This is a genomic window from Actinorhabdospora filicis (genome assembly GCF_030269765.1).
Classification (GTDB): Bacteria; Actinomycetota; Actinomycetes; order Mycobacteriales; family Micromonosporaceae; genus Actinorhabdospora; species Actinorhabdospora filicis.
This window is the reverse complement of sequence record NZ_BSTX01000006.1, coordinates 130147-141977: the sequence shown is the minus strand read 5'-3', so window position 1 is coordinate 141977 and position 11831 is coordinate 130147. Positions and strand designations below refer to the sequence as shown.

The 11831-nt window shown below is 76.4% G+C and carries 8 protein-coding genes; 4 read left to right on the top strand and 4 right to left on the bottom strand.

Features of this window, described 5'->3' with window-relative positions:
- Window positions 1-30: 30 nt before the first annotated feature.
- On the bottom strand, window positions 31-1248 hold the full coding sequence (locus QSK10_RS31305) for an MFS transporter (protein WP_285667045.1): 1218 nt from the start codon (window positions 1246-1248) through the stop codon (window positions 31-33).
- A 41-nt stretch (window positions 1249-1289) separates the two neighbouring features.
- The gene (locus tag QSK10_RS31300) at window positions 1290-2186 is read right to left on the bottom strand and encodes an NAD(P)-dependent oxidoreductase (protein ID WP_285667043.1); all 897 of its coding nucleotides are present in this window, start codon (window positions 2184-2186) and stop codon (window positions 1290-1292) included.
- Window positions 2187-2249: 63 nt separating this feature from the next.
- Here QSK10_RS31300 and QSK10_RS31295 point away from each other — a divergent pair, with 63 nt between their 5' ends.
- The 4 genes from QSK10_RS31295 to QSK10_RS31280 all read left to right on the top strand — a co-directional run bounded on the left by QSK10_RS31295 (window position 2250) and on the right by QSK10_RS31280 (window position 8488).
- The gene (locus tag QSK10_RS31295; RefSeq protein WP_285667041.1) at window positions 2250-5168 is read left to right on the top strand and encodes an AfsR/SARP family transcriptional regulator; all 2919 of its coding nucleotides are present in this window, start codon (window positions 2250-2252) and stop codon (window positions 5166-5168) included.
- A 797-nt stretch (window positions 5169-5965) separates the two neighbouring features.
- On the top strand, window positions 5966-6604 hold the full coding sequence (locus QSK10_RS31290; RefSeq protein ID WP_285667039.1) for a maleylpyruvate isomerase N-terminal domain-containing protein: 639 nt from the start codon (window positions 5966-5968) through the stop codon (window positions 6602-6604).
- Window positions 6605-6621: 17 nt separating this feature from the next.
- Complete coding sequence (locus tag QSK10_RS31285; RefSeq protein WP_285667037.1) at window positions 6622-7479, top strand: aminoglycoside phosphotransferase family protein; 858 nt, start codon at window positions 6622-6624, stop codon at window positions 7477-7479.
- Window positions 7480-7705: 226 nt separating this feature from the next.
- Window positions 7706-8488 (top strand): GNAT family N-acetyltransferase, encoded by a 783-nt coding sequence (locus QSK10_RS31280; protein WP_285667036.1) that lies wholly within the window; start codon window positions 7706-7708, stop codon window positions 8486-8488.
- Window positions 8489-8498: 10 nt separating this feature from the next.
- On the opposite strand, the gene QSK10_RS31275 is transcribed toward QSK10_RS31280, so the two are convergent.
- Together QSK10_RS31275 and QSK10_RS31270 are read right to left on the bottom strand one after the other, a co-directional pair.
- Window positions 8499-9782, bottom strand: coding sequence for an extracellular solute-binding protein (locus QSK10_RS31275; RefSeq protein WP_285667035.1), 1284 nt, complete (start codon window positions 9780-9782; stop codon window positions 8499-8501).
- On the bottom strand, window positions 9766-11781 hold the full coding sequence (locus QSK10_RS31270; RefSeq protein ID WP_285667034.1) for a vWA domain-containing protein: 2016 nt from the start codon (window positions 11779-11781) through the stop codon (window positions 9766-9768). Before QSK10_RS31270 ends, QSK10_RS31275 begins: the two co-directional genes overlap by 17 nt.
- Window positions 11782-11831 lie beyond the last annotated feature (50 nt).

Genomic DNA, 11831 nt, shown 5'->3' with positions numbered 1-11831 from the left:
TGGCAGACGGGCGGTGGCGGCGCGGGCGGATCAGGTGGCCCGGCGCTCGCGCATCGCCCGGGCCGTCGCCGCGACGCCGATGCCGGCCGCCGCGAACACCGCCGCCAGGACGGCCCAGCCCGCCGCCCCGCGCGCCAGCGGGAGCGCCGTCAGCACGCCGGGCCCGATCATCGCCGCGAGGGCGGTTCCGGCGGCCACCAGTCCCTGGTACTGCCCCTGCGCGTCGGCGGGGGCCAGGTCGGTGGACAGGTAGAACAGCGCGTTGTTGGCGCACAGGCTTCCGGTGAGCATGGCCGCCACCGCGCCCGCCAGCAGCGCCGACGCGGCGAGCGGCGGCGTCCCGGCGGTCGCGGCGAGCAGGAGGCAGGCCACGGCGAGCGCGGCCCCGGCGATGACGGCGGCGCGCACGGCGGCGGCCCGGCTGCCGACGCGGCGGGCGACGGGGACCTGGGCGAGCATGTTCGCGGCGGTGTTGGCCACGAAGACCGCGGGGATCGCCACGCGCGGTATCGCGGTGTCGGCGCTGATCCACAGGGGCAGCGCGAAGGTGGTCATGGTGACGACCACGCCGAGGACGGAGAAGAGCGCGATCATGCCCAGGTAGGGCAGGTCGCGCACGGCCCGCCACGGTGAGGGGCGCGGTCCGGCCGGGTGCGGCGGCCGGGCGGGGAGGCGGAGGTAGAGCAGCGCGGCCAGGACGCAGGTGGCGGCGTCGGCGGCGATGCCGATCCGCGCGGCGGTGGCGTCCCCCAGCGCGAGCACGAGCGCGGAGAGCCCGGTGCCGATGGCGAGTCCGGTGTAGACGACCGAGCGGAGGTGGGCGCGGGCCCGGGTGCGTTCGGCCGCGCCGGGCACGGCCTCGGCGATGAGGGCGGCGGCCACCCCCGCGACGCCCCGGTCGAGGATCTGCGCGGCGGTGACCAGTGGCGCGTACAGCCAGATGCTGTCCACCAGCAGGTAGCAGGCGATGATGGCGCCGATCCCGAGCAGCAGGCCGACCAGGACGTTGCGGGCGCCCAGCCGGTCGCCGAGGTGCCCGAGGGGGACGGCGGCGAGCATGCCCGCGCACGAGGCCACACCGAGGGCGAGGGCGACCTGCGCGACGGGCAGTCCGACGACGCCGGTGAAGTAGATGGCGCTGAGGGGCATGAGCATCCCCGCGCCGACGGTGTTGGCCAGGCTCGCGGCGGCGATGACGCGGATCTCGGGACGTTCGTGGACGACGCGGCGCAGGAGGGCGGCGGGCATGGCCGCCACCCTCCTGCATCGCTGCCGCCCGGGCAAGCGGGTTAGCCGCGCCGGATGACCTCGTAGAGGCTGGTCCAGCTGTCGCGGCCGTGACCGGCCTCGATGGCGCGCCGGTAGTGGGACTGGACGGCCTTGGGCAGTTCCAGCTCGATCCCGGCGTCGCGGCTGGCGGCCACGATGTGGTCGGTGGTCGCGCTCATCATCGTGACGTTGGCGCCGTGGTCGGTGTGGTCGCCGGTGTCGATGGCCGTGGCGGAGCCCGCCAGCAGGAGCTTCACCAGGTCGAGGTTCTCCCGGGCGTAGGGCACCAGCTCTTCGGCCTTGACGCCGCCGGAGGCCAGCAGCGCGGCGGCGTGCGCGAAGGACGACAGGCCGGTGAGGAACACGTCGAGCAGCGCCTGGTACCAGAGCTGCGCCAGTCCGAGGTCCTCGCCCTTGTAGTGGGGGCGGCCGATGACGTCGAGGGTGTCGTGGTGGGCGTCCATGATCGCGCGCGGCCCGCTGTAGAACACGAAGGACGCCTCGGTGCCGACCATGTTCTCCGGCACCATGACGCCGCCGGTGAGCAGCTCGGCGCCCCGGTCGGCGAGCCAGCGTCCGGCCTCGCGGCTGGCGGCGGGGCTGTCGGAGCTGAGGTTGACCACGACGCGCCCGGCGAGGGCGTCGCCGACGCCGTCGAGGATCGCGTACATCGCGGCGTAGTCGGTGAGGCTCAGCACGATGAGGTCGCTGGCGGCGACGGCCTCGGCGGGCGTGGCGGCCAGGACCGCGCCGCGCGCCACCAGGTCGTCGGCGCGGGAGGCCGTGCGGTTCCAGACGGTGACGGTGTGGCCCTTGGCGAGGTAGACGTTCACCATGGCGCGCCCCATGGGGCCCAGTCCGATGACGGTGACGGTCGAGGCGTTCATGCTCTTCTCCTTCAGGTGGTGTGCCGCCACTGTGCGCGGGACCGCTGATGGTCGCCTGAGGCTTCGCTGACGCCGCCGGTACGGTTGCTGATCATGCGATTCGGGGTGCTGGGCACGGTGACGGCGTGGGCGGGCGACGCCGAGGTCGCGGTGCCCGAACGCAAGGTCCGGCTGCTGCTGGCGGCGCTGCTGACCGATCCGGGACGCGTGGTGTCCGCCGACCGCCTGGTCGAGGAGGTGTGGGACGGCGACCCGCCCGGCAAGCCCGCCAACGCGCTCCAGCGCAAGGTCTCCGAGCTGCGCAAGGCCCTCGACGCCGCCGAGCCCGGCGCGCGCGACCTGGTGTCCTTCCGCGATCCGGGCTACCTGCTGCGGGTGACGACCGCCGAGACCGACGCGGGACGCTTCGAGGCGCTGGTGGCACGCGCGCGCCCGGCCGCGCCCGCCGCGAAGGCGCGCCTGCTGGAGGAGGCCCTGGGCCTGTGGCGCGGTCCGGCCTTCGCCGACGTCGACCTGTCCTTCGCGCGCCCGGCGGCCAGCCGCCTCGACGAGGCGCGGCTGGACGCCATCGAGTCCCTCGCCGAGGCGCGCCTGGAGCTGGGCGCGCACGCGCGCGTCCTCGCCGAGCTCGCCGCCCCCCTCGCCGAGCATCCCTCCCGCGAGCGGCTGCGCGCGGCGCACATGCGCGCCCTGGACCTGGCCGGGCGCACCACCGAGGCCCTCGACGACTTCGGCGAGCACCGCGAAAGGCTCGCCGACCTGGGCCTGGACCCCTCCCCCGCGCTCACCGAGCTGCACCGCTCGCTGTTGCGCGGCGAACGCCGTCCGGCGGCCAGCGCGCCCGCGCTGCCCGCGCCGGTCACCGAGCTGATCGGCCGCGACGCGGCCATCGCCGAGGTCCTGGCGCTGCTCGGCGAGTCGCGCCTGGTGACGCTCACCGGGACCGGCGGGGTCGGCAAGACCGGTCTCGCGCTGGCCGTCGCCCGCGAATCGGGCGAACCGGCGCGGCTGGTGGAGCTGGCGGCGCTGCCGGAGGGCGCCGACGAGACCGCGCTCGCCGAGGCGGCACTGGCCGCGCTGGGCGTGGCCGAGGAGCCGGGCCTGCCCGCGCCGGAGCGGCTGGCCGAGGCGGTGCGCGGCGGCGTCCTGCTGGTCCTGGACAACTGCGAGCACGTCGTGGCGGGCGCCGCCGCGCTGGCGGCGCGGCTGCTGCGGGCCGCGCCGGGCCTGCGCGTCCTGGCCACCGGCCGTGAGCCGCTCTCGACCGCCGGTGAGGCGCTGTACCCGGTGCCGCCGCTGGACGCCGCCGCGGCCGCGCGGTTGTTCGCCGCGCGCGTCGCGGCCACCCTGCCCGGCTTCGCGCTCACCCACGCCAACACCGCGACGGTGGAGGCGATCTGCCGCCGCCTGGACGGCGTGCCGCTCGCGCTGGAGCTGGCCGCGCCGCGCGTCCGCGTCCTGGGTCCCGAGAAGCTCCTGGAGCGCCTCGACGACCGTTTCGGGCTCCTCACCGGCGGCTACCGGGACGCCCCCGCGCGGCAGCGGACCCTGCGCGCGGTCATCGACTGGAGCTACGGGCTGCTGTCGCCGCGCGAACGGGAGGTCCTGCGCGGCCTGTCGGTCTTCGCCGACGGCTGCACCCTCGAATCGGCCGAGGCGGTGCTCGGCGACGTCCTCGGCGAGCTCACCGGCCTCGTCGACCGTTCCCTGGTCAGCGTGGCCCCGGGGCCGCGGTTCCGGCTGCTGGAGTCGGTCTCGGCCTACGCCGCCGCGCGCCTGGACGAGGAGGGCGAGACGCCCGGCGTGCGCGCCCGGCACACCGCGCACTTCGCCGGGCTGGCCGCCTCGGCGCTGGTGTGGGGCACCGGGCAGCGCGAGTGGCTGCCCCGCCTGGACGCCGAGGCCGCCGACGTCCGCGCCGCCCTGGAGCACGGCGCGCCGGTGCCCGACGCGCTCGCCTGGTACTGGGTCCTGCGCGGCCGCTACGCCGAGGCCGACCGGCACCTGAGCGCACCCGACGCGCGCACGGCCGCGTGGCGCTGGGGCGTCCGGCGCCTGCGCGGCGACCTGACCACGCCACCGCCGCCCCTCGACGGCCTCGACGGGCGCACCCTCTGGTTCCTGGGTTTCGCGTGCCAGGAGAGCGTCGACTTCCCCGCCGCGTGGCGGTTCCTGGCCCGCGCGCTGCCCGTCCTGCGCGCCGAGGGCGACGCGTGGGGCGTCGCGGCGGCCCTCGCGCTGCGCGCCGTCCACACCCGTGCCGTCAAGGGCCTGGACACCGCGCGCGGCGAGGCCGAGGAGAGCATGGCGGTCTTCACGCGCCTGGGCGACCAGTGGGGCCGCGTCCGCGCCGCCTACCCCCTCGCCTCCATCGCCGAGGCGACCGGCGACTACGACCGCGCCGCCGCCCTCCACACCGGCGCCCTCGCCGACGCCCGCGGCCTGGGCCTGTGGCGCGAGGCCGCCGACCGGCTGTGCGGACTCGGCCGCATCGCGCTCCTGCGCGGCGACCTCACCGCCTCCCTCCGCCTCCACACCGAGGCCCTGGCGCTGTCGGAGACCCACCACCACCGCAACGGCATCGTGTCCGCCGAGATCGGCCTCGGCCTCACCCACCGCCGCGCCGGCGACCTCGACGCCGCCGAGACGACCATGCGCCGCGTCCTGGGCTGGGGCCGCGAACGCGACTTCCCGCCCATCACCTCCCTCGCCCTGGCCGAACTCGGCTTCACCGCCGAACTCCGCGGCGACCGCACCGAGGCCCACCGCCTCCACACCCTCGGCCTCGCCGAGGCCCACCGCGCCGACGACCGCGCGGTGGCCCTGGCCCTGGAAGGACTCGCCGGAGCCACCCCCGACCCGGCCGAGGCGTCCCGCCTGCTCACCGAGGCCGCCCGCCTGCGCGAGGACGCGGGCACGCCGCTGCCACCGGGCGAGCGCGGCGACGTGGAACGGATCACGGCACGGCTCGGCGGGGTCGGCGGTACGGCGAGCGGGGACGCGGGGGGTTAGCGGACGGGGCGGAGTGATGCTGCCCCGCCGCACTGCCTCGCCGGGTGCCAGGGATGATCGGCGCACGCCGCCGGAGCCCACCGCGCGCCACCTGCCCCGGCTCACCACGACGGGACCGCCACGCCGGTCGGGCCTCCGGCGGCGCGGCATGTCCCGTGCGCTTCACCACGACACCCACCGTGACCAGGCCACACAGGCCCCGCCAAGACTGCCCAAGGCAGCCCCACCGGAACCACCGCACCGGGACCAGGCCAGTCCCGGACCTCCGGCGGCGCGAGACCCACTCGAAGCCGTGCCAGGCCACCGGCCGCGCTGCCCGTCCCGCGCCCTTGACCACGACACGGCCGTACGGAGCCGCGACGAGGCGGGCGGCCTTTCCGACGGCACCGCCACACCGACCGGGCCGTTCGGGGCTCCGGCGGCGCGGGACCCACCCGATCCCGGGCCTCACCGGCCGCATGCCGCGTCCCGTGCCCTCATCACGGCCCGCAGCACGGGAGACCGGCTCCGGCCGCGCGAGACCCGCTCGATCCCGGGCCTCACCGGCCACATGCCGCGTCCCGTACCCCCATCACGGCCCGCAAGCACGGGGAGACCGGCTCAGGCCGGCCAGGGCTCCGGCGGCGCGAGACCCACCCCCCGCCGTACCCGGCCACATGCCGCGTCCAGCGCCCCTAGTCGCCGCGCACGCCACGACCCGGCCGCGTCGCCGCATCGGCCCACACCCCGCACCGCGACACGCGCGGCCCCTCTCCGCGCCACCCCTTCCCCGCCCCTCTCACCGCTACCCTTCGCTCATGACGCCCTCCCGCCGCGCCTTCCTCGCCGCGGCCCGCGACGCCGCGCGGCTGCTGCGCGATCCCGCCGTCGCCGCCGCGTGGGAGCGGCCGAGCGCGCTCGCCGAGTTCGGCGTGTCCGGGCTCGCCGGGCACACCGCCTACCAGGTCACCGCCACCGTGCGGGCACTCGCCGAGCCGGAGCCCACCGAACCGCTCGTGTCCCTCATGGGCCACTACGAGCGCGTCGCGTGGATCGGCGCGCCCATCGACGCCGCGGCCAACGTCGGCATCCGCGAGGGCGGCGAGGAGCTCGCCGCCCAGGGCCCGGCGGCGCTGAGCGCGCTGATGGACGGCGCGCTCGCCGGTCTGGCGTCGGCGCTCCCGGACGCGCCCGCGCGGCGGGTCCGCATCCCGCTGTGGGGCGCGTGGTCCCTCGGGCTCGACGACTTCCTGCTGACCCGGGCCATGGAGCTGGCCGTCCACGCCGACGATCTCGCCGTCAGCGCCGGCCTCCCCGCGCCCGAACCGGCCCCCGAGGTCGCCGAGACCGTGGTGGTCCTTCTCACGCGACTGTCCACACGGCGCCACGGTGCGCTTCCATTGATCCGTGCGCTCTCCCGCCGGGAACGCGCGCCGGAGACCATCGCCGCGTTCTGACCGAGACGGAGCCACACGTGTCCCTCCCGCACATCGACGACTCCCTCGTCGGGCTGCTCATCGCCACCCAGTTCCACCAGTGGGCCGACCTGCCGCTGCGCCGCGTCGAGCCCGCCGGGTCGGACAACGTGATCTACCGGCTCGGCGAGGACATGGCGGTGCGGCTGCCGCGCGGGCCGTGGGCCTCGGGCCAGCCGATCCTGGAGAACCGGCGGCTGGGAGCCCTGGCGGGCGCGCTGCCGCTGCCGGTCCCCGAGCAGCTGGGCCTGGGCGAACCGGCCTTCGACTACCCGTGGCACTGGTCGATCAACCGGTGGCTGGAGGGCGAGGCGGCCACCCCGGAGGGGCTCACCGATCCTCTCGCGACCGCACGTGAGCTCGCCGATTTCCTGAGGCGGCTGCGCGAGACGCCCGCGCCGGGCGCGCTGGAGGGCGTCTCGGGCGTCCTGGCGTCACGGGACGCCGCCACGCGCGAGGCGATCGCGGCCGTGTCGGGCGTCTACGACACCGGCGCGCTGACCCGGGTGTGGGACGAGGCGCTGGCCGCGCCGGAGTGGTCCGGCCCGCCGGTGTGGTTCCACGGCGACATGCACAACGGGAACCTGCTGATCGTCGACGGCCGGCTCACGGCGGTCCTGGACTTCGGCGGGCTCGGCGTCGGCGATCCGGCCTGCGACCTCGTCGTCGCCTGGACCCTGTTCGAGCCCGACGCCCGCGCGGAGTTCCGCCGCTTGATCGGCCTCGACGACGACGCCTGGACGCGCGGGCGCGGCTGGGCGATCAGCACCGGCCTGAGCGCGTACACCGCCTACGCCGACACCCGCCCGGACATCGCGGAGGCCACGACGCGGCAGATCACCGAAGCACTGAGGTGATCCAGAGAGCAGAGCAACGAAGCACCGAGGTGATCCGGCAAGTGGAGCAACGAAGCGCTGAGGTGATCCGGCAAGTGGAGCAACGAAGCGCTGAGGTGATCCGGCGACCGGGTCACCCCAACCCTGCGGGGCCCCGGCCACCAGATCACCGAAGCGCTCACGTCACCCACCCAACAGCGCGACGAAGCACCGCGGGCAGCACACCGACGGTCGGCGGGGCACTCCGGTGACCTCCCCGACCGGGCACCGCGACGCCGAAGCCACCCGCCCCATCCCGCCCGTAAGCCCCACTGTGGTCCGCGCCCTCCAGGAACGCGCCGCCCGTGCCTTCCCCGCCGTGGACGAGTCGCGCGACGGCGGCTGGTGGCTGCGCCACACGACCTCGCCGTCGTGGTGGCTGGGCGCGACGCTCCCTCACGACGACGGCGACCTCGACCGGCGGGTCAACGCCGCCGAGGAGTTCTACGCCGAACGCCGGGCCGTCACCCGCTTCCAGATCACCCCCGGCGTCTGCGCCCCCGCGCTGGATCCGCTGCTGGCGCGGCGCGGCTACCGGCGCGAGCTGTCCGTCGAGCTGCGCACCGCGTCCACGGTGGACGCCCTCGGCCCGGCGAACGGGGTCGAGCTGTCGGACGCCCCCGGCCCCGCCTGGTTCGGCGTGTGGCGCTCGCGCCACGGCGGCGACGCCGAGGCCGAACGCGCGCTGCTCGCCCGCGTCCCCGCGCCCTCCGCCTACGCGCTCGCGCATCGCGACGGCGTCCCGGTCGCGGTGGGCCGCTGCGTCGCCGAGGACGGCTGGGCGGGCGTCTTCGGCATGGTCACGCTGCCCGGCGAGCAGGGCCGGGGCGCCGGGCGCGCGATCCTGGCGGCGCTGGCGGGCTGGGCCGCCGGGCGGGCCGCGACGGGCATGTTCCTCCAGGTCACCGCCGACAACGCGGGCGCGCGGCGGCTGTACGAGCGCGCGGGATTCACCACGGCGGCGGTGTTCCACTACCGGGTCGGCGACTGAGCCCCCGGCGTCACTCCAGGGCCGCGTCGAGCGCCCGCCGCAGCGCCGTCACGTCCAATGTGTCCGGTGTGCTCAGGGCGGGGTGAACGACACCACGTAAAGCCTCGCTGTAGCGCTGGTAGCGCGGGCTCTCCGGCCGCCGCCGCGCGTTGACCACCGCGTCCAGCAACAGCCCGGCATAGGGGTAGTCGGCGCGGACCTTGGCGTCGCGGTACACGACCTCGCGGGTGGCGGCGAACCCGCCGCGCTCGAAGAGGAGCTGCTGGCTGCGGGCGTCGGTGAGGAACTCCACCAGCTCACGCGCCGCGACCGGCTGGTCGGTGTGGGCGGAGACGGCGAGGTTCTGCCCGCCGAGGGCCCCGGGACCGGGGAGGCGCGCGACGCAGTAGCTGCGCCCGGGCTGTCCACAGGGGACCATCCCGGCGCGCGCGAGTTCCCGGTAGGCGTAGGGCCAGTGGCGCAGGAACACCGTGCGGCCCTCGGCGAAGGCCGCCAGCCCGTCGGCCTCGCGTTCGCGCAGCGAGTCGCGCAGGATCAGCGGGTCGTCACCGGCCAGGCGCGCGTCGAGTTCGCGCAGGGCGGTGTCGGTGGCGCTGCTTCCCTCACCGAGGTCGCCGCCGTGGCCCCACACCCATTCCATGACGTTGACCGAGAAGCCCTCGTAGTCGGCGAGCTGGAGCGCGATGCCCGCCGCCAGTTCGGGATTGGCGGCCCGGACGGCGGAGTCGGCCAGGACGCGCGAGGCGTCGGCGGCCAGCTCGTCCCAGGTCGTCGGCGGCGTGGTGAGCAGGTCGCCGCGGTAGTAGAGGAGCCCGGTGTCGGTGTTGAACGGGAGGGCGTACTGGACGCCGTCGTAGGCGCCGGAGCGCAGGGGCTCGGCGAGGAAGCCGGCGGTGTCGGAGTCGATGGGCAGGAGGTATCCGGCGGCGGCGAACTCGGCGGTCCAGGTGACGTCGAGGTTGAACACGTCGACGCGTTCGGACGGGGCGGGCTCGTCGCCGTCCTGCGCGGCGGCGCGGGCCTGCGCGTACTGCTGGTCGGCGTCGCCGCTGGTCTCCACGATCTCGGCGCGCGGGCCGTCGGGGTGCAGCGCGTTCCATTGCTCGACGAGCTGCCCGCGCTGGCGGCCCTCGCTGACGTCGCGGCCGGAGAGGACCCGGATCGTGCCGGGCTCCGGGGCGGGTTCGGCGGACGGGACGAGGAGCACGGTGGCGAGGACGGCGCCCGCGCCGAGCACCGCGCCGGTGAGCCCGGCTGCCGTCCGGTTCCAGCGGAGCCTAATTCGCGGGCGCATCGGCGCCTCCCCACAGCAGTCCGAAGAGTTCGCCCAGGCGTGCGCCGACGGTGCCGTACTCGGCGTCCACGCAGGCGCCGCCGCTGTCGGCGGCGATCGTCGACAGTGGACCCGACAGGCAGCTCGCCTCGCCGACGGCGACGACGAAGACGCGCACCCCGCCGGACGCGGCGGCGTCGACGGCCGCGTCGATGCCCGGCGAGCGGGTGGTGTCGGCGCCGTCGGTGAAGACCACGAGGACCGGTAGGACGTCGGGCCCGGCGCCGGTCAGGCGGGCGATGCCGTCGGTGACGGTGCGGTAGACGGGCGAGTCGCGTCCGCCGGGGCTGCGGGCGGCGAGGTCGCCGGCGACCTCGGCGGCGCGGGCGCCGGGGTCGGGTGCCGAGGCGACGGGCAGGACCTCGGTGTAGGGCGCGTCGCCGTCGCCGGGGAAGGTCCACAGGCCGAAGCGGTCGCGTGGGCCGAGCAGGGCCAGGGACGCGCTGACGGCGGAGGTGGCGACCTGGAGCCCGGTGCGCCCGTCGGCGTCCACGGGCACGCCCATCGAGCCGGAGACGTCCACAGCGAGCAGGACGGCGGTCTCGCGGCGGGCGTCGAGGTATGCGGTGAGGGTGGCGTCCAGGCGCGGGGAGAGCGGCCCGACGGGCGGCCCCTGCCAGGAGCCGCGGACGTAGTCGGCGTCGCCGCGCGCGCCGTACTGCTCGGTGACGAGGCCGCCCTGGCCGTCGGCGGGGCGCAGGCCCTCGTCGAGCAGGGCGCCGCGGCCCTCGTCGCCGCCGAGCCAGGCCGCGAAGGCGTCCACCGCCTCACGGCGGCGCTCGCGGTAGCCGCCACCGTCCTCGGTCCAGCGGGTGAGGGTGTAGTCGAGGCTCTCGGCGCGTTCCTCGAAGCCGTCGCCGGGCGCGGGGTAGAAGGCGGTGAGCCGGACGCGCGGCTGCCCCGGCAGAGGGCAGGAGGCCCCGAGGCCGCGACCGGCGTTGTAGCGGACCAGTGCCTGCTCGGTGGTGTAGACGGCGGCGCTGGCGGCGTCATCGGGCGCGGCGCGGCGGTGGCACAGCAGGGTCGCCTCGTCCCCGAGGGGGTAGCCGCCCTGGTCGGCGGCGGCGCCGAGGCGCTGCTCGATGTCGCGGCGCACGCGCGCGTCGGTCTCGTGGCGGTACATCGCCTCGGTGTGCCGCAGTCCGGTGTAGGACAGGGCCGGGTCGGGCCGCAGCATCGGCAGCCCGATCTGCCCGGCGGCGGCCCGCAGGCGCGACAGGAGGGCGGTGCCTCCGGCGTGGGCGGTCAGTGATTCGGCGCGCGGGTTCGGGACGCCCAGGACCAGCGGCGTGTAGGCGAACGGCGATGGGTCGGCCACGAGCGGTGTTCTCCCTCCGTGTGCGGCGGCGTCGGCGGCGACGCGCCCGTACTGCTCCAGGGACTCGGCGATCCACACGTCGGGTCGCGGGCCGAGGTCGCGCAGCGCGGTGCCGGTCCAGCCCTCGGCGAAGGCCTTGCGGACGCGCGGCCAGGCCGCCGAGTAGACCGTCAGGTGCGCCGGGCGGCACCCGTCGCCGTCGACGCGCTCGGCGAAGCGCGCGGCGAGCGCCGCGAAGGCCGGCGCGGACTCGTCGGGTACGAGCACGCGCACCTCGACGGGTTCATCGCAGCCCCAGAACGCCACGGAGGTGCTCTCGGCGGCGCGTGTGACGGGCCCGATGAGGGCGAGGACGAGGAGGACCGCGGCGAACGCGGCCCCGGAGACGAGCGCGAAGACGCGCAGGGCGGTGCGTGATGGGCGGATGACGATGGCGATGGCGGAGACGATCGCGCCGAGCGCGGCGACGCCGAGCCAGATCCAGCGCGCCGGTGTCGGCGGATCGCCCTGGGCGAGGACGGACGCGACGGCGGTCAGGGCGGCGCCGGCGCCCGCGAACACCAGCCACCAGGGCCGTTTCTCGTCCCGGCGCGGCTCGCGGTCCTCGGTCGATAAGGCTTCGTCAGGTGGCGTGTCGCGCATGTAGGCTCCCCGCTCGACTGCCGGTCAGTGTATGGCAGTCCGACCAAGGG

What these genes read in the sequence shown, in the direction of transcription:
- QSK10_RS31305 (WP_285667045.1), bottom strand. Translation starts at nt 1,248, where the DNA reads ATGCCCGCCGCCCTCCTGCGCCGCGTCGTCCACGAACGTCCCGAGATC.
- QSK10_RS31295 (WP_285667041.1), top strand. Translation starts at nt 2,250, where the DNA reads ATGCGATTCGGGGTGCTGGGCACGGTGACGGCGTGGGCGGGCGACGCC.
- QSK10_RS31290 (WP_285667039.1), top strand. Translation starts at nt 5,966, where the DNA reads ATGACGCCCTCCCGCCGCGCCTTCCTCGCCGCGGCCCGCGACGCCGCG.
- QSK10_RS31275 (WP_285667035.1), bottom strand. Translation starts at nt 9,782, where the DNA reads ATGCGCCCGCGAATTAGGCTCCGCTGGAACCGGACGGCAGCCGGGCTC.
- QSK10_RS31270 (WP_285667034.1), bottom strand. Translation starts at nt 11,781, where the DNA reads ATGCGCGACACGCCACCTGACGAAGCCTTATCGACCGAGGACCGCGAG.